Origin of the sequence: Nocardia sp. JMUB6875 (genome assembly GCF_041154655.1) — a bacterium.
Taxonomy (GTDB): domain Bacteria; phylum Actinomycetota; class Actinomycetes; order Mycobacteriales; family Mycobacteriaceae; genus Nocardia.
Genome location: NZ_BAAFGR010000041.1, coordinates 1 through 18026 on the forward strand (window position 1 = coordinate 1; position 18026 = coordinate 18026).

An 18026-nucleotide genomic window follows, 5' to 3' on the forward strand; every position below is an offset into this window, starting at 1 on the left:
CCCTCCGACTGCCCCTCGCGGGTTCAACCAAACCGCCCAGTTTCCCCCGTTACTCCGCCTCTCCCCCAACGCAATTCAGCCGTAACCGACTGCTCGCCCGCGCTACACCTTGACCAGATCGTCGGCGTGCACCACCGGTCGCTGCATGCTGTCCGGAAGGTCGGAGGTGGAGCGGCCCTTCATGGTTTCCAGCTCGTCACTGTCGTACGCGGCCACCCCGCGGGCCACCAGGCGGCCGTCGGGCGCGAACAGATCGATCACGTCACCGCCGAAGAAGTGACCCACCACCTCGGTGATCCCGGCGGCCAGCAGCGAATGGCGACGCTCGGCCACCGCGGCCACCGCGCCAGCGTCCAGATGCACCGCGCCCCGGGAGTCCGCGGCGTGACGGACCCAGAACTTGCGGGCCGACAGCCGCACCGGGCGGGCCGCGAAGGCGGTGCCGACCGTCGCGCCCGAAAGGGCCGCGGCCGCATCGGAAGCCGCCGCCAGCAGCACCGGCACGCCGGCGTCGGCGGCCAGGCGGGCGGCGGAGAGCTTGGAGGCCATCCCGCCGGTGCCGAGCGCACCACCGGAGCCGGCGATCACACCGTCCAGATCGGCGCTGCCGCGGACCTCGGGAATGAAGTTGGCGTCACCCTTGCGCGGGTCGCCGTCGTAGAGACCGTCGACATCCGACAGCAGGATCAGCGCGTCCGCGCCGACCAGGTGCGCGACCAGCGCGGCGAGCCGGTCGTTGTCGCCGAAACGGATCTCTTCCGTTGCGACCGTGTCGTTTTCGTTCACCACCGCGATCGCGTGCAGCGACCGCAGGCGGTCCAGGGTGCGCTGGGCATTGCGGTGCGGTTCGCGGCGGCCGAAATCCCCGGCGCTCAACAGCACCTGGCCGACGACCCGGTCGTAGCGGGCGAAGGAGGTGCCCCAGGCGTGCGCCAGGGCCAGCTGCCCCACGCTCGCGGCGGCCTGCTTGGTCGCGAGATCCTTTGGCCGCTTGGACAATCCGAGCGGAGCCATACCCGCGCCGATGGCGCCGGAGGACACCACGACCAGATCCGAACCCGCGCGCATGCGGGCCTCGACCGCGTCGGCCAGCTTGTCCAGCCGACCCGTGTCGAGTCCACCCTCCAGGCTGGTCAGCGCCGACGAGCCGATCTTCACGACGACGCTGCGCGCCGACGCGATCGCCTGCCGCGCCGCGCTCAGTTCACCGGAACCGGAACCGGTTTCGAGCTCCGTCACCCGAGTGCCACCCGAACTCACTTGCACCACACCTCAATTCGCCCGCGGCGCCGCAGCGCCGTCGCACCCGAATCCTGTTTACTCGCCGTCCTCGGTCACCAGACCGCGGCGCACGCGCGAGGCGTGCTTGCGCTCGGCCGCGCCGATGCGCTCGGTCTGATCCAGGCGCGGGTCCACACCGCGACGGGTCATCAGCGTTTCCACACCGGCGGAAATCGAAGGCTCCCAATCGAAGCAGTAGTCCGCGATGGTCACCGAGCAGCCCGGCTCGGCGCCCAGCTTGACCAGCTCCTCCTCGACACCGAGGCGGGCCAGGCGGTCGGCCAGGTAACCCACGGCCTCGTCGTTGTCGAACTGCGTCTGCTTGACCCAGCGCTCGGGCCGCTCGCCGACGACGATGAAGCCGCCCTCCACCTCGGGATCGGGCAGCACCCGGAATCCGCTGTCGCCCTTGGCGACCGGGCGGATGATCTGCCGCTTCGGCTCCGGCTCGGGATGCGCCTTGCGGTACTGCTCGACCATCTCGGCGAGCGCGAAGGTCAACGGCCGCAAGCCTTCCCGGCTCACCGCCGAGATCTTGAAGACCGGCCAGCCGCGCTTCTCGAACTCGGGCAGCACGAACTCGGCCAGCTCGTCGGCATCGGGGATATCGGCCTTGTTGAGCACGACCACGCGCGGCCGATCCGCCAGATCACCCAGACCGGCGTCGCCGGCCAGCGCGGGCTGGTACGCGGCCAGTTCGGCCTCGAGCGCGTCCACATCGGAGATCGGGTCACGCCCGGGCTCCAGCGTGGCGCAGTCGACCACGTGGGCGAGCACCGCGCACCGCTCGATATGCCGAAGGAAGTCCAGGCCCAGGCCGCGGCCCTCGCTCGCGCCCGGAATCAGACCGGGCACATCGGCCACGGTGAAAGTCGTATCACCCGCTTGCACCACACCGAGATTCGGCACCAGCGTGGTGAACGGGTAGTCGGCGATCTTCGGCTTGGCCGCCGAGAGCACCGAAACGAGCGAGGACTTGCCGGCCGACGGGAAGCCCACCAGGCCCACATCCGCCACCGACTTCAGTTCGAGCACCAGATCGCGCTCTTCGCCGTCCACACCGACCAGCGCGAAACCGGGGGCCTTGCGCGCCTTGGACACCAGCGCGGCATTGCCCAGGCCGCCGCGGCCGCCCTGGGCCGCCACGAAGGTCGAGCCCGCCCCGACCAGATCGGCCAGGATCTCGCCCTCGGTGCTCATGACCACGGTGCCGGACGGCACCTTCAGCAGCAGGCTCTCGCCCTGCTTGCCATTGCGATTGCCGCCCTCGCCGGGCTTGCCGTTGCCGCCCTTGGCATGCGGGTGGAAGTGGAAGTCCAGCAGGGTGTGGACGTTCGGGTCGACCTCGAGGATCACGTCCCCGCCATTGCCGCCGTTACCGCCGTCAGGGCCGCCCAACGGCATGAACTTCTCGCGGCGCACCGAGGCACAGCCGTGCCCACCCTTGCCCGCACGAACGTGCAAAACAACACGGTCGATGAATTTGGACATATCGGTGATCATCCTCCTTCAGGACTCAGTCGTTGATGTTGCACGTCTTCGTGTTGAAAACAGCAAAGCGGGCCAGGGCATTCAGTACCCTGACCCGCTCGAAAGCTAGTGGAGCGTGAACTCCGGTGCGCCGGTCAGGCGTTCACCGGCTCCGGCACCACGATGTTGACGGTCTTGCGACCACGCTTGGTGCCGAACTGCACCGCGCCCGCCTCGAGGGCGAACAGCGTGTCGTCGCCGCCACGGCCGACGTTGACGCCGGGGTGGAAGTGCGTGCCGCGCTGGCGAACCAGGATCTCGCCGGCCTTGACGGTCTGGCCGCCGAAGCGCTTCACGCCGAGCCGCTGGGCATTCGAATCGCGACCATTGCGCGAGCTGGATGCACCCTTCTTATGTGCCATTTCAGAACTCCTCGTGCCGGGGTGACGAACCCCAAGTCGGATTACTTGATGCCGGTGACCTTCAGGACCGTCAGCTTCTGACGGTGGCCCTGACGCTTGTGGTAGCCGGTCTTGTTCTTGAACTTGTGGATGCGGATCTTCGGGCCCTTGGTCTGTTCGACGACCTCGGCGGACACGGAGACCTTCGCCAGCTTGTCAGCATCGGTGGTCAGCTCGGCGCCGTCAACGACCAGCACCGGCGACAGCGACACCGAAGTGCCCGGCTCACCCTCGATCTTCTCGACCTTCACCAGGTCACCGACCGCGACCTTGTACTGCTTTCCGCCGGTCTTGACGATCGCGTACGTTGCCATCGGTCGGCTGCCCTTCTTTCTGTACAAGTGCTCGAAGTGCTCGGCACTCTGCTCACACGGCTGGCATCCGGCTCGCACCGGAAACCGCCGCAGACTGGTCTGGTGGTTTCACCGCCGCCTCGGGCCATTGGCTCTGGGGAACCGAACCGGCCCACTCACAGCACTAGTCACAACAGAGTGCCGTCGCAGGGGGCAGCGACTGACCAAGACTACAGGACATGCGCGACCCCCTCCAAACCGGGTTGCCCAGCTCTCACCTCGAGCTGTCGCGTTCTTACAAGAACTCCGGAAACGCGTGCCGCACGATAGAGCCATGCGTGCGACCGGAACCTTCGACGTCAAGTCTTTCATCCCCACCGAGGTCACCCCCGAACCGGCCATCACCACCGGACTCCCGGTCGGGCTGGCGAAGCTGGAGAAGCAGTACGAGGGTGAGATCACCGGCCGCTCGGCGACCCTGTTCACCTCCGCCTTCGACCAGGGCTCGGGGGTCGGGACCTATGTGGCCATGGAATCGTTCGAGGGCGCGCTCAACGGCCGCGCGGGCGCGTTCAACTTCGTGCACTCGGCCGCCACCGACGGGACCGACCGCACCGACGTCTTCTTCTCGATCGTCGCGGGCAGCGGCACCGGCGAGCTGGCGGGCATCACCGGCACGGGTGACCTGACCATCGACGCCGACGGCACGCACCGCATCCGGTTCGACTACGAACTGCCCTGACCTACCCGAAAAGACCTGTGGCCCCACCGGAATCCGGCGGGGCCACAGTCGTCTCACGCGAGCGGGCTAGTTCTCACCCTCCGGCGCACCGGCCGGGCGACCGGCGGCCCGGCGGCGCGGACGCGACCGCGGCGGGACCGCGGCCGGGGCCAGGTCGTCGAGATTGAAGGCCGGCTTCTGCGCCTGGTCCGAGCTGGAGAGCACGAACACAGCGCTGGAGCTGTCCGCGGCCGGAGCGGTCACCGTGCGCGCCACCCGGCGGCGAGCCGGACGACGACCCGCCGTCTGCACACCGGAGGCAGCCTGTGCCTCCTCCACCACCACGGCGGCCTCGGCACCGGCGGCCAGGGCATCGGTCGCGGCCAGTTCGTCGGCGGCCGCCGACGCGGCGGCGCTCGGCTGCGAGGTGCCGTTGGTGTGCGGGGCACCCTGCGGCGCAGCGGTTTCCACGGCGTCCTCGGTGGCCGCCTCGATCTTCGTCACCGCATCGTCCGCGATGGCGGCCTCGGCGGCGGCGTTCTCGGCCTCCCGCACGATGGTGGACTCGGCGGCCGCGACCTCGGCCACGCTCGCCGACTCACCCTCGGCCAGCACCGTATTCGCGGCGTCGGCCGCGGCGACGGCGTCCTCCTCGGCCGCGTGCGCGGCCTCCTCCGAGGCATGCGCGGCCATGGCCATGGCGACCGGGTGGGCCCGCTTGGCAGCGGCCTTCTCCGCCTGCTGCTCGTGGTTCTCGTGCTTGTCGGCCTTCTCCTCGGCCACCGGCTCGACGGCCGGGGCCTCGACGGCGGCATTGCGGTCCTTGCGGCGGCGGCGCGAACCCTCGCGACGGCCCACGCCCTCACCGCTGTCCCCGGCCGGGGCCGACGACTCGACGGGGTAGTTGTGCACGAGAATGCCGCGGCCGTGGCAGGTCTCACAGGTGGTGGAGAACGCCTCGACCAGGCCGGTGCCCAGCTTCTTGCGGGTCATCTGGACCAGGCCCAGCGAGGTGACCTCGGAGACCTGGTGGCGGGTGCGGTCGCGGCCCAACGCCTCGGTCAGGCGGCGCAGCACCAGATCCCGGTTGGACTCGAGCACCATGTCGATGAAGTCGACGACGATCATGCCGCCGATATCGCGCAGCCGCATCTGGCGCACGATCTCCTCGGCCGCCTCCAGGTTGTTGCGGGTCACGGTCTCTTCGAGATTGGACCCGCCCGACCCGGTGAACTTGCCGGTGTTGACGTCGATGACGGTCATGGCCTCGGTGCGGTCGATCACCAGGGTGCCGCCCGAGGGCAGCCACACCTTGCGGTCGAGCGCCTTGGCCAGCTGCTCGTCGATGCGCAGCGAACCGAACACGTCGACGCCGTTGTTCTCGTAGCGCTCGACGCGGGCCAGCATGTCGGGGGCGACCGTGCGGACGTAGTTCTCGACCGTCGTCCAGGCGCGCTCGCCCTCGATGATCAGCTTGGAGAAATCCTCGTTGAACAGGTCACGCACGACCTTGACCAGGAGGTCAGGCTCCTCGTACAGGGTCTTGGGCGCGCCCGAACCCTGCTTGGACTGATCCTCGATGGTGCGCCAGGTCGCCTGCAGCCGTTCGACATCGCGGGCCAACTCCGGCTCGGAGACGCCCTCCGACGCGGTGCGGATGATGACGCCCGCGTCCTGCGGCACGATGTCGCGCAGGATCTCCTTGAGCCGCTTGCGCTCGGTGTCGGGCAGCTTGCGGGAGATACCGGTGGAGGTGCCGCCGGGCACGTACACCAGGAAGCGACCGGCCAGGCTGATCTGCGTGGTCAGGCGGGCGCCCTTGTGGCCCACCGGATCCTTCGAAACCTGCACCAGCACGGTGTCGCCGGGCTTGAGCGCCTGCTCGATCTTGCGCTCCTTGCCGCCCAGACCGGCGGCCTCCCAGTTCACCTCGCCCGCGTACAGCACGCCGTTGCGGCCGCGGCCGATGTCGACGAACGCCGCCTCCATCGAGGGCAGCACGTTCTGCACCTTGCCCAGGTACACATTGCCGACCATGGACGCGGAACCGGTCGAGGTCACGAAGTGCTCGACCAGGATGTTGTCCTCGAGCACCGCGACCTGGGTGGTGGAGGTCGGGTGATCCGGGAAGTGCTTCTCGCGCACCACCATCACCCGGTCCACCGCCTCGCGGCGGGCCAGGAACTCCGACTCGGTCAGGATCGGCGGGCGGCGACGCCCGGCCTCGCGACCGTCGCGGCGGCGCTGGCGCTTGGCCTCCAGGCGGGTGGAACCGCTGATGCCCTGCACCTCGTCGACGTCCTTGGCGGCGGCGCGGCGCTTGCTGCGCGGCTCGCGCTCGTGCACGACGGTGTTCGGCGGATCGTCGTCGGCGGCCTCGGGCTCGTTGTCCTCGCCGCCCTTGCGGCGACGGCGACGACGGCGGCGACGGCTGCTCGAACCCTCGGGCAGCGGTGCCGAATCGTCCTCGTCGTCGGTCTCGACGTCGGCGGATTCGGCCGACTCGTCCTCGGCCTCGGGCTGCTCGTCACCGTCGAGATCGTCGGTGTCGTTCTCGCCGTGCTGTTCTCCGCGACCACGGCCGCGGCCGCGGCGGCCCCGGCGGCGACGCCGCGAGGTGCCCTCACCGCGCTGCTCGCGGTCCTCGCCGTCCCAGTCGGCCTCGTCCTCGGTGTCCTCGGACGCGGTCTCGTCGGTGACGGCCTTGGCGGTCACGGTCTTGGTCGGCTTGGCCTCGGCCAGCTTCGCCTCGACCGGCTTCTCGGCGGCCTGCTCCTCGCGGGCGGCCTTGCGCTCGGCGCGCTCGGTGCGGCGCTGGCGGCGGGCCTCCTCGGCGGCCGCGGCGTCCGGCGCCTGGAACAGCGGCGCCGCGAAGACCGGGGCGGCCGGTGCCTGGTACTGCACCGGCTCCTCGACCTGCGGGGTGCTCTGGAACGGGCTGGCGAACAGGGTGGTCTGCTTGGTCGCGGGGGTGGCGGCGGCAGCAGCCTCGGCGGCCTCGACCTCCTCGGCCGCGATCTCGTCGGCGGCCCGGTCGTCGCCTGCGGCGATGGCCGCGTCGACGGTGGTCTCGGCGATCGGTTCCGGCCCGGCGGGCGCGGGATCGGCCTCGACGTCACGCGGGCCGAAGGCGTCGCGCACGGTTTCGGCGACGGTGCGGTCCAGACTCGATTGCGGGCTTCGCGCCTGCGCGCCCATCTCGGTCAGGTGGGCCAGGATTCGTTTGCTGGTGGTGCCCAGCAGCTTCGCCAGTGCGTGCACTCGGATCCGTTCCGGCAACTGTTCGGCGGCCGGGGTGATCGAAGCGCCCTCCCCTTCGCCATTGCTCTGCGATGCTTCCAGCGGCTCTTGATCGGCCACGAAATCTCCTCGGGGCCCCCGGGCGCGCTCCTCTCAGGAGTGACGCGGCCGTCGCGGGGGCGCTGTCTTGTCGGCCTCACGCCCGCGGGCATGAGATCGTAAGTCTTCGCGCCGTGTGGCCCGTTATCACCGGTATCTCGTCGTTCGGGCTAACTGGTCACGTGGCGCCTGGTTGGTTGGCTCAACTCCGTGTCACGAGCGTTCATCCAGCGTGCCTGCCGGCGGCCGAGTCTTGGTAGCCGTCGGCGGCAGCGATGATCGTCCGTCGCTCCGCGGTGTCAATTCGAAGGTGGCTGACGCGCGCCGCAAACGGCCCGCGTCGGTCACTTCCAGAGCCAGTATCCCACACCACGTCGGGGCGTCGTGCCCACGCGGCCCGGAGCGGGCCTCGCGAGTCTCGCGGGCGGCCGCTGATTCCGGGGTCCGGGGGTGGGCCCCCGGACCTATCCATGGAGAGAGTGGGGGCAAACCGCCCCCGAAGATCAGTGTGCGAAGCCGGGGAACCAGATATCGATCTCGCGCTTGGCGGACTCGGGCGAGTCGGAGCCGTGCACGAGGTTGTACTGGGTCTCGAGCGCGTAGTCGCCGCGGATGGAGCCGGGGACGGCCTTCTCGACCGGGTCGGTGCCGCCGGCGATCTGGCGGAAGGCGGGGACGGCGCGCTCACCCTCGAGCACGATCGCGATGACCGGGCCGGAGGTGATGAATTCGATCAGGGAGCCGAAGAACGGGCGCTCGCGGTGCTCGGCGTAGTGCTGGACCGCGATCTCCTCGGAGACGTTCACCTGCTTCAGGGCCGCGATCTTGAGGCCCTTGCGCTCGATGCGAGTGATGATCTCGCCAACGAGGCCGCGGGCCACGCCGTCGGGCTTGATGAGTACCAACGTCTGCTCAGTCACGCGGCAACTGTAACCGGCGGTTGCTCACCAGGAAAAACGCAGACCGGGCGGCTGGCCCGGTCTGCCCTGAATATACGGAGTCGATCAGGCCTGGGACATGCGCTGGCTGGGCAGTTGGCCCGCCTCCATGCGCTTCTTCACATCGGCGCGCAGGAACAGGACGAAGGCCCAGACCGCGACGAAGACCACGCCGATGATCAGGATCGACAGGTGGATGAAGCCGCCCAGCAGCAATGCCACCTGCAGGGCGAGATTGAACGGGATGGCCCAGGGGCGGCGCTGCACGCCCGCGCCCAGGAACATGATCACGGCCAGGCCGACGACGTAGAGGATCGACCACCAGCGCAGGCCGCCGCCGACCGCGCTGATCACCGGCAGCGCGAGCAGCACGGTGATGGCCTCCAGGACCAGGGTCCCGGCCATGACGCCGCGCAGGCCCTTCCACGGATCGGTGGCGGGCGGCGGCACCTCACCGCTGCCCTCCGGAACCTGGGCCTTGGCGTCCTCGGTCATGCGGGATCCTTTCCGAACAGGCTGCGCGCGGACCCGGCGGTGACCACCGAGCCGGTGATGACTATGCCCGCGCCCGAGACCAATTCGCCGTCCTCCCCGCCCTCGGCGAGGGCGATGGCGGTTTCGATGGCGTCGGCCAGATCGTGGGCCACGGCCACGCGTTCGTCGCCGAAGCGCTGCACGGCCAGGTTGGCCAGATCCTCGACGGGCAGGGCGCGCGGGGAACCGTTCTCGGTGACGACGATCTCGTCGAAGATGGGCTCCAGGGCGTCGAGGATGCCGCCGGCGTCCTTGTCTCCCAGTACCGCGATCACGCCTACCAGTTTGCGGAAATCGAATTCGCTTGTCAGCGTGGCCGCTAGAGCCTGTGCGCCGTGCGGGTTGTGCGCGGCGTCGATGAAGATGGTGGGCGCGCTGCGCATGCGCTCCATCCGGCCGGGGCTGACGGCATTGGCGAAACCGGCTCGGACAGCGTCGATGTCGAGCTGCCGGGACGCGCCCGCGCCGAAGAACGCCTCGACCGCGGCCAGCGCCAGCACCGCGTTGCGGGCCTGATGCTCACCGTGCATGGGCAGGAAGATGTCGTCGTAGACGCCGCCGAGGCCCTGGAGCTCGAGCATCTGGCCGCCGATGGCGACGCGGCGCGAAACCACCTGGAACTCCGAGCCTTCGCGCGCGACGGCCGCGTCGACCTCGACCGCGCGGCGCAGCAGGACGTCCATGACCTCGGGTTCCTGCTGGGCGATGATGGCGACGGTGTCGCGCGGCGACAGTTCGTCTTCCGGTGCCCGCTTGATGATTCCGGCCTTCTCCCCCGCGATGGAGGTGAGGTCGGGGCCCAGATAGTCGGTGTGGTCCAACCCGATCGGGGTGATGACCGCGACCTGGCCGTCGATCACATTGGTGGCGTCCCAGCGCCCGCCCATGCCGGTCTCGACCACGGCCACATCGACGGGAGCCTCGGCGAAGGCCGCGTAGGCCATGCCGGTGAGCACTTCGAATTTCGACATGGCCGGGCCGCCCGCGGCCTGGGACTGCTTGTCCACCAATTCGATATAGGGCAGCAGCTCCCGGTACACCTCGACGTAGCGGCCCGGCGTGATGGGCGCGTTGTCGACGGCGATGCGCTCGGTGGCCAGCTGCAGGTGCGGGCTGGTGATGCGCCCGGTGCGCCGGTGCAGCGCGGTGAGCAGCGCGTCGATCATGCGGGTGACCGAGGTCTTGCCGTTGGTGCCCGCGATGTGGATGGCCGGGTAGGACTGCTGGGGCGAGCCCAGCAGATCCATCAGGGTGGAGATGCGAACCAGCGACGGCTCGATCTTGGTCTCCGGCCAGCGCTGGTCGAGTTCGGCCTCGACCAGCGCCATTTCGGCGAGATCCACCGGCGAGGTGCCCATCGGGCTCAGCGAGCCCTCCGCGTACTGACGCTCCGGTTCGTCGTTCACTTGGCGGCCAGCTTGGTGATCTCGGCCAGGCGGGCGGTGATGCGCTCGACGTCGCCCTCGGCGATCTCCTTGCGCGCCTTGATCTTCTCGACCACCGCGTCGGGGGCCTTGGCCAGGAAGGCCTCGTTGCCGAGCTTGCCGTTGGTGCCCGCGAGCTCCTTCTGCGCGGCGGCGAGGTCCTTCTCCAGGCGGCGGCGCTCGGCGTCGAGGTCGACCGTGCCGGAGGTGTCGATCTCGACGGTCACCGTGGCATTGGTCAAACGCACCTCGAGCGCGGCGGTGACGGCGAAGTCGTCGCCCGCCGCGGTGAGCCGGGCCAGGTTGGCGATGCTCGGCTCCTGGCCGGGCAGGTCGGCGGCGTCGATGCCGACCAGCTTGGCGGCCACCTTCTGGCTGTCGGCCAGGCCCTGGTCGGCGCGGAAGCGGCGGATCTCGGTGATCAGCTTCTGGGTGTCCGAGATGCGGCGGGCCGCAACCGCATCGGCGGCGGCGCCGGAGACGGTCGGCCAGGCCGAGACCACGATGGACTCGCCCGCCGCGCCCTCGGTCAGTGCCTGCCACAGGGTTTCGGTGACGAACGGGACGGCCGGGTGCAGCAGGCGCAGCACCGAGTCGAGGACATTGCCCAGCACGATGCGGGTGCTCGCGGCGCGCTCCTCGGACTCGGCGAACTGGACCTTCGCCAATTCCAGGTACCAGCTGCAGAATTCGTCCCACGCGAAGTGGTACAGGCCCTCGAGGGCCTTGCTGAACTCGTAGCGGTCCAGGGCGGCGTCGACCTCGGCGATGACCTCGTCGAGCCGGTCCAGGATCCAGCGGTCGGTATCGGTGAGGCTGTCGCGGGCGGGCAGCTCACCGGGCTGCGCGCCGTTCATGAGCGCGAACTTGGTGGCGTTGAACAGCTTGGTGATGAAGCTGCGCGAGGCCGTCACGTGCGGGGTGCCGACCGAGAGGTCGCCGCCGGGCTGGGCGCCGCGCGCGAGGGTGAATCGGGTGGCGTCGGCGCCGTATTCGTTGATCCAGTCCAGCGGGTCGATGCCGTTGCCGCGCGACTTGGACATCTTCTTGCCGAACTCGTCGCGAATCAGGCCGTGCAGGAACACATCCTGGAACGGGACCTGCTTCTGGTTCGCGTCCTTGCCCGCGGTGAGCGCCGGGTCGTCGGAGACGAACATGCCGAACATCATCATCCGGGCGACCCAGAAGAAGAGGATGTCGTAGCCGGTCACCAGCACGCTGGTCGGATAGAACTTGGCCAGCTCGTCGGTGGCGTCGGGCCAGCCCATGGTCGAGAACGGCCACAGGCCCGAGGAGAACCAGGTGTCGAGCACGTCCGGGTCCTGGACGTAGCCCTCGGGGGCCTGCTCGTCCGGGCCGACGCAGACGATCTCGCCCTCGGGGCCGTACCAGATCGGGATGCGGTGGCCCCACCACAGCTGGCGCGAGATGTTCCAGTCGTGCATGTTGTCGACCCACTCGAACCAGCGCGGCTCCTGGCTGGCCGGGTGGATCTTGACGTCGCCGTTGCGGACCGCGTCACCGGCGGCCTTGGCGATGCCCTCGACCTTCACCCACCACTGCATGGACAGGCGGGGTTCGATGGGCTCGCCGGAGCGCTCGGAGTGGCCGACCTGATGCAGGTAGGGGTACTTGCGGCCGACCACGCGACCCTCGGCCTCGAGCCGCTCGCGGATCTTGAGGCGGGCCTCGAAGCGGTCCATGCCGTCGAATTCGGTTCCGCTGTCGGCGATCTTGCCGGTCTTGTCCATGATCGTCGGCATGGGCAGGTTGTGGCGCAGGCCGAGCTCGAAGTCGTTGGGGTCGTGCGCGGGGGTGATCTTGACCGCGCCGGAACCGAATTCGGGGTCCACGTAGTCGTCGGCGACGATCGGGATCTGGCGGCCGGTGATCGGGTGGTAGAGCGTGGTGCCGACCAGGTGCTTGTAGCGCTCGTCGTCCGGATGCACGGCCACGGCGGTGTCACCGAGCATGGTCTCCACGCGGGTGGTGGCCACGATCACGTGCGGCTCATCGTCGTTCAGGGAGCCGTAGCGCAGCGAGACGAGCTCGCCCTCGACCTCCTTGTGGTCCACCTCGAGGTCGGAGATGCCGGTCTGCAGCACCGGCGACCAGTTCACCAGGCGCTCGGCGCGGTAGATGAGGCCCGCGTCGAAGAGGCGCTTGAAGATGGTCTGCACGGCGCGGGACAGGCCGTCGTCCATGGTGAAGCGGTCGCGGCTCCAGTCCACGCCGTCGCCGAGGCGGCGCATCTGGCCCTGGATCTGGCCGCCGGACTCGCGCTTCCAGTCCCAGACCTTGTCCACGAACAGTTCGCGGCCGAAGTCTTCCTTGGTCTTGCCGTCGACGGCGAGCTGCTTCTCCACCACGGTCTGCGTGGCGATGCCCGCGTGGTCCATGCCCGGCAGCCACAGCACCTCGAAGCCCTGCATGCGCTTGCGGCGGGTGAGCAGGTCCATGAGGGTGTGGTCGAGGGCGTGGCCCATGTGCAGGGTGCCGGTGACGTTCGGCGGGGGCAGCACGATCGAGTAGGCGGGCTTGGCGCTGCTCGGGTCGGCGGTGAAGTAACCGGCGGCTACCCAGCGCTCGTACAGGTCGGCCTCGACATCGCTGGGGTTCCAGCTCTTGGGGAGGGCATCGGCACGATTACGCGGGTTCTCAGAGGCTGCGCTGGTCACCGGTCGATTCTAAGGGCAGGGATTATCACCCAACGACCGGGTTTTTAGTAGGCCCAATTCGCGGGGCCGGGGCGGGTTCCGAGTGGGCTGCCATGGGCGAGCCGATGACCTGGTGCAGGCAAGCCGAAGGGCGAGGCTTCCGGCGGATGAGGGACGCTGGAAGCCTCGCCCTCATTGGCCAGACTACCGCCGTTTGGGGCCCGGCTCCCGGATCCAAAGGAAGTTCTCAGGTTCTGGCCCAAATCGGCCAGGGTAGACCAGGATTCGTTGCATCTACGTTGCGTCCGCCGCATCGTTTCCGCGTCGCAATAGCGCCATTGCGGGACGACCCGCGGGTAGCCTGTGGATCATGAATCCGATTGTCGCGCGGCTGATGTCGACCGTCGCGGGCCAGCTGGGCAATCCCCACGGCCCGCTGGGCAAGGTCGTGGCCCAGTTCCTCAACCGCGGCAATCGGCCCATGATCGAGGCCGCGGTCGCCGCGGCGCAGGTCAGCGCCGTCGATGCTGCCGCGGATCTCGGTTTCGGCGGCGGTATCGGCCTGACCTTGCTGCTCGAGCGCGTCGGCGCGACCGGCACGGTGACCGGTGTGGAGCTGTCCCAGGACATGCTGGCCAGGGCCCGCTCGTCCTTCGCCACCGATCTCGCCGAGGGCCGCCTCAAGCTGACCGAGGGCTCGCTGACCGAACTACCCCTCCCCGATGACTCCCTCGACGCCGTAATCACCTGCAACACCATCTATTTCGTGCCGGAGTTGGACCGGGCGTGCGCGGAGATGGCCCGTGTTCTGAAGCCCGGCGGCCGCTTGGTGATCGGCATCGGCGATCCCGACGCGATGGCCAGAATGCCGTTCACCCCATACGGTTTCACGCTCCGCCCGGTCGCCGAGGTCGCCGACGCTCTGAAGCGCGCCGGGCTGACCGTCGACCACCAGAATCTCCCGAACAAGCCGATCCCGGGCCATCTGCTGATCGGCCGCCCCGCGTAGCAGCCTGCCCTATTTGCCCGGCCAGGGCACGTGTCGAAGGCCACTCTTCTCGGTTCTAGTGAGGTGGCTCGCTTAGCTATTGCCACGGCTACCTGCGGTGATGTGTTCTGGCTATCCGGCTGGCGCCAGTCGTCTCCAGTTCATCGCAGTACCGAGACAGCTCCCCCGAGGGACACGGTCCCCCCGCTGGAAAGCGAGTCACCATGCGAGTTCGAACCCTTGCCGCATCCGCCGCCCTGCTGACCGGCTTCGCCATTGCCGGATTGGCCGTCAGCGGAACCGCCTCCGCCGCAACCCCGTTCGTCATCCCGCAGATCGGCGCGGCCGGTGTGGAGCTTTCTCCCGGCGAGACCCAGTCCCTGGCGAACAGCCCGGCTCCGGCCTTGGTGGACCGATTCGCGCCGCCCGGAGCCGTGACCGTCGCCCTGGAACCGGATTCGAAGCTGCCGCAGGACGAGGACTACATCTACGCGGATATGCCGTCGATCGTCGGGGAGGCCGCCGCGCATCCGAACGGTTCGGTGGATCTGGTCGTCGACTCCGAGGGATTGGCTGTCGTCCAGGTCTGGTGACGGCCCGAGAGCCCATAAACAGTGCGCCCCACACCTTTTCGGTGTGGGGCGCACTGCTGTGTCGGATCCCGTCGAGCGCGATCGTCAGGGGACGAGCACGTCCAATGCTCCCGGGTGGGCCTGGAACAGGGCCGGGAGCAAGCCCACCGGGTCGCCGTCGGCGGTGGCGGGTGCGCCGGGGGCGGTGAGGCGGAATTCGCGGGCCTTGTACTGGACCATGGCCGGGTGGTCGACGCGCTTGCCGGAGGACAGGGCCGGGAGCAGGCGGATCATTTCCAGCCGGGACATGGCCCCCACGACGGTCAGGTCGAGCAGGCCGTCGTCGATGATCGCGTCGGGGGCGACGAGCATGCCGCCGCCGTAGGTGCGGGTGTTGCCGACGGCGACCATGACCGCGTTCGTCTCGATCACCGTGCCGTCCGGGTGGTCCGGTGAGCCGGTGAGTTCGATGCGGTACGGCACGGCCAGCTTGCCGACGAGCTCGATCAAGGCGGCGAGGGTGTAGCGCAGCGGGCCGTTGGGCCAGCGCAAGGCGTTGGCGCGCAGGGTGACTCGCGCGTCGAGGCCGGTGCCGGTGACGGTGGCGAACCAGACGGCGCGGCCGGACTCCTCGGTCTCGACGGTGCCGAGGTCGATGGCGCGGGTCTTGCCGCCCAGCACCGTGGCCACCGCCGCCGCGGTGTCGTCGGGGATGCCGAGTTCGCGGGCGAGGTCGTTGCCGGTGCCGCCGGGGACCAGGCCCAGCGGGACGCCGGTGCCGACGAGGGCCTGCAACACCACGCAGGTCAGGCCGTCACCGCCCGCGGCCACGACGGCGTCGGGCCGGTTGTCCGGGTCGGCGAGGGCCTTGCGGACCAGCCGTTCGGTGTCGGCGGCCGAGTCGCCCTGGATCGTGGTGACCTGGACGTCGTGCCCGGCGAACAGGTTGGCGGCCTCGACGGCGACCAGCGCGCCCTTGCCGTGACCGGAGAGCGGGTTGGTCACCAGGGCGATGGAGCGAATGGTGGTCACGGAATCAGCTTCCCAGGGTTGAGGATTCCGGACGGGTCGACCGCGTTCTTCACCGCGCGCAGCACCTGGACGCCGAGGTCGCCGATCTCGTCGGTCATCCACGGCTTGTGGTCGGCGCCGATGGCGTGGTGGTGGGTGATGGTGCCGCCCGCAGCCACGATGGCGTCGCCCGCGGCCTGTTTGGCCTTGGCCCACTGCGTGATCGGGTCCTCGGCCTGCTTGCCGACCACGGTGAAGTACAGCGACGCGCCGGTCGGGTAGGTGTGCGAGATATGGCACATGACCAGCGCCGGGGTGCCCTGGGCGGTGAGCGTATCGGTCAGCGCGGCGGTCACTTTCGCCTTGAGATTGGCGAGATTGGCCCAGCTGGTGGCGGTTTCGAGGGTCTCGCACAGCACGCCGACATCGAGCAGCGCGTCGCGTAGGTAGGGGGCGGCGAAGCGGCCGTGCTCCCACTCCTGGGCCGGACCCTCACCGAGGGCGGTGCCGCCGGCGGCGGTGAGCAGTTCGCTCGCCTCGGCCTGACGGGCGGCCACATGCGCGGCGGTGCCCTCGAAGGTGGTGACGGCCAGGCAGCCGCCGACGGCCGCGCCGCCGATGTCCCCGGCGCGGGCCAGGTTCAGCCCGGTCTCGGCCTCGTCGGACAGCCGCATGACGGTCGGGGCGGCCCCGGCCTGGATGACGGTGCGCAGGGCGGCCGCGCCGGTGGCGAAGTCCGGGAACGACCAGGCCTGGTAGCCGGTGGTCTCCGGGATCGGGTGCACGCGCAGGGTGACCGCGGTGATGATGCCGAGGGTGCCCTCCGAGCCGGAGAACAGCTCGCGCAGGTCGGGCCCGGCGGCCGAGGCGGGGGCGCGGCCCAGGTCGAGTTCGCCCGCGGGGGTGGCGATCCGGAGGCGCTGGATCATGTCGTCGAAGCGCCCGTAGCCGGCCGAGGCCTGGCCCGAGGAGCGGGTGGCCGCGAAGCCGCCGATGGTGGCGAATTCGAAGCTCTGCGGGAAGTGGCCCAGCGAAAGGCCGTGGCGGGCAAGCAGTTCCTCGGCCTGCGGACCGGACAGGCCCGCGCCCAGGGTGGCGGTGCCGCTGACCGGGTCGACGTCGGTGAGGGTGTCGAGGCGGCCCAGATCGATGGCGATGACGGCCGGGAAGCGGCCGCGCGCGGGATCGAGTCCGCCGACGACGCTGGTGCCGCCGCCGAACGGGACGACCGCGATTCCCTTGGCGGAGCAGTACTTCAGCAGCGTGAGGACTTCGGCGTGATCGGCGGGGAAGGCGACGGCGTCGGGGGCGTCCTGCTCACCCTCGGCGCGGCGGCGCAGCAAGTCGGGCGTGGACTTGCCGCCCGCGCGGAGCAGGCGGTCGCGGTGGTCGATGGACAGATTCTCGGCTCCGACCACCGCGACGAGCCCGGCGTGCTGTTCCGGCGTGAGCGCCGAGGCGCGCAGCGGCACGTCGCCCTCATCGCGACGGGTCACCGGCTCGCCGGACACCCCGAATACCTGCGCGAGCAGTCCCCGAATCTGCTCGGACAATGGCTTGTGTCCGGCTGGGGAGCCCCAGGCGTCCCACACCATACTCGCGCGGACCTGCGGCTCGCCCGGGTTTTCTGCAAGGCCACTGCCCGTGGATGTGGAGGCTGCTTGTGCGTCGACCATGCGTTACAGTCTGACATAGAATGTCAAGCAGTAACGACAACTACTCTCCGGTGGTGGCATCCATGAGTTCGACCGAACCATCCTCCGCCGTCGATCGAGCCATCCTCGACGCGGCCCGCGCCTGCGTGGCCGAATTCGGCGTGCGGCGCACCACCCTCACCGAGGTGGCCCGGCGCGCCGGCGTCAGCCGGCCGACCGTGTACCGGCGCTGGCCCGACACCGGGTCGCTGGTGGCGGACCTGCTGGTGCGGGAACTGCGCGAGATCATCGCCGATACCGCGCCGCCGACCGGCAGCGCGCGCGAACGCCTGGTCGGCGCGATCGTCGGCGGCGGCGCGGCCATCCGCCGGAATCCGCTGTTCGCCAAGATCTTCCGCGCCGACACCGACATCATGCTCACCTACGTCTTCGAGCGCCTGGGCCGCAATCAGCGCGCCCTGATCGAGCTGTTCGCGGTGACCATTCGAGAAGGCCAGGCCGACAAGTCGATTCGCGCGGGCGATCCGGACCAGCTGGCCGCCATGCTGCTGCTCATCGCCCAGTCCGCGGTCCAGTCGGCGAGCACCTTCGCCCCGGTCCTCGACTCCGACCACCTCGACATCGAACTCACCCGGGCCCTCCACGGCTATCTCATCCCCGGCTAGATCCGCCGATCCACGGC

The 18026-nt window shown here is 69.6% G+C and carries 15 protein-coding genes; 4 read left to right on the forward strand and 11 right to left on the reverse strand.

The window, feature by feature from the left end:
- Positions 1-102: 102 nt before the first annotated feature.
- From proB to rplU, 4 genes are all read right to left on the reverse strand, one after another.
- Complete coding sequence (gene proB, locus ACAM49_RS13010; RefSeq protein ID WP_369635763.1) at positions 103-1203, reverse strand: glutamate 5-kinase; 1101 nt, start codon at positions 1201-1203, stop codon at positions 103-105.
- A 114-nt stretch (positions 1204-1317) separates the two neighbouring features.
- Positions 1318-2772, reverse strand: a complete 1455-nt coding sequence (gene obgE, locus ACAM49_RS13015; protein WP_369635733.1) for a GTPase ObgE — start codon at positions 2770-2772, stop codon at positions 1318-1320.
- Between the two features lie 134 nt (positions 2773-2906).
- Positions 2907-3173 (reverse strand): 50S ribosomal protein L27, encoded by a 267-nt coding sequence (gene rpmA, locus ACAM49_RS13020; RefSeq protein ID WP_040806195.1) that lies wholly within the window; start codon positions 3171-3173, stop codon positions 2907-2909.
- Between the two features lie 41 nt (positions 3174-3214).
- Positions 3215-3526: a 50S ribosomal protein L21 gene (gene rplU, locus ACAM49_RS13025; RefSeq protein WP_036547931.1), complete on the reverse strand. Its 312-nt coding sequence runs from the start codon at positions 3524-3526 to the stop codon at positions 3215-3217.
- A 313-nt stretch (positions 3527-3839) separates the two neighbouring features.
- Here rplU and ACAM49_RS13030 point away from each other — a divergent pair, with 313 nt between their 5' ends.
- Positions 3840-4247 carry a DUF3224 domain-containing protein gene (locus ACAM49_RS13030; protein WP_369635734.1) on the forward strand — a complete coding sequence of 136 codons (408 nt, stop codon included), beginning with the start codon at positions 3840-3842 and terminating at the stop codon, positions 4245-4247.
- Positions 4248-4313: 66 nt separating this feature from the next.
- On the opposite strand, the gene ACAM49_RS13035 is transcribed toward ACAM49_RS13030, so the two are convergent.
- The 5 genes from ACAM49_RS13035 to ACAM49_RS13055 all read right to left on the reverse strand — a co-directional run bounded on the left by ACAM49_RS13035 (position 4314) and on the right by ACAM49_RS13055 (position 13139).
- Entirely contained in the window at positions 4314-7505 is a 3192-nt protein-coding gene (locus tag ACAM49_RS13035; RefSeq protein ID WP_369635764.1) for a translation initiation factor IF-2 N-terminal domain-containing protein, read from the reverse strand.
- 563 nt (positions 7506-8068) lie between these two features.
- Positions 8069-8485, reverse strand: coding sequence for a nucleoside-diphosphate kinase (gene ndk, locus ACAM49_RS13040; RefSeq protein WP_040806188.1), 417 nt, complete (start codon positions 8483-8485; stop codon positions 8069-8071).
- A gap of 84 nt (positions 8486-8569) precedes the next feature.
- Complete coding sequence (locus tag ACAM49_RS13045) at positions 8570-8998, reverse strand: DUF4233 domain-containing protein (protein WP_369635735.1); 429 nt, start codon at positions 8996-8998, stop codon at positions 8570-8572.
- Complete coding sequence (locus tag ACAM49_RS13050) at positions 8995-10395, reverse strand: folylpolyglutamate synthase/dihydrofolate synthase family protein (RefSeq protein WP_369635765.1); 1401 nt, start codon at positions 10393-10395, stop codon at positions 8995-8997. The genes ACAM49_RS13045 and ACAM49_RS13050 overlap by 4 nt, the downstream gene beginning before the upstream one ends.
- Positions 10396-10439: 44 nt before the next feature.
- Positions 10440-13139: a valine--tRNA ligase gene (locus ACAM49_RS13055; protein ID WP_369635736.1), complete on the reverse strand. Its 2700-nt coding sequence runs from the start codon at positions 13137-13139 to the stop codon at positions 10440-10442.
- Positions 13140-13488: 349 nt separating this feature from the next.
- Between ACAM49_RS13055 and ACAM49_RS13060 the strand changes: the two genes are divergently transcribed.
- Entirely contained in the window at positions 13489-14127 is a 639-nt protein-coding gene (locus tag ACAM49_RS13060; protein WP_369635737.1) for a class I SAM-dependent methyltransferase, read from the forward strand.
- Between the two features lie 203 nt (positions 14128-14330).
- Positions 14331-14699, forward strand: coding sequence for a hypothetical protein (locus ACAM49_RS13065; RefSeq protein ID WP_369635738.1), 369 nt, complete (start codon positions 14331-14333; stop codon positions 14697-14699).
- Between the two features lie 84 nt (positions 14700-14783).
- Here ACAM49_RS13065 and ACAM49_RS13070 read toward each other — a convergent pair whose 3' ends face one another.
- Positions 14784-15710, reverse strand: a complete 927-nt coding sequence (locus ACAM49_RS13070; protein ID WP_369635739.1) for a diacylglycerol kinase family protein — start codon at positions 15708-15710, stop codon at positions 14784-14786.
- Positions 15707-17284: an FAD-binding oxidoreductase gene (locus ACAM49_RS13075; RefSeq protein WP_369635766.1), complete on the reverse strand. Its 1578-nt coding sequence runs from the start codon at positions 17282-17284 to the stop codon at positions 15707-15709. The genes ACAM49_RS13070 and ACAM49_RS13075 overlap by 4 nt, the downstream gene beginning before the upstream one ends.
- A 143-nt stretch (positions 17285-17427) precedes the next feature.
- Here ACAM49_RS13075 and ACAM49_RS13080 point away from each other — a divergent pair, with 143 nt between their 5' ends.
- On the forward strand, positions 17428-18009 hold the full coding sequence (locus ACAM49_RS13080) for a TetR/AcrR family transcriptional regulator (RefSeq protein WP_369635740.1): 582 nt from the start codon (positions 17428-17430) through the stop codon (positions 18007-18009).
- Positions 18010-18026 lie beyond the last annotated feature (17 nt).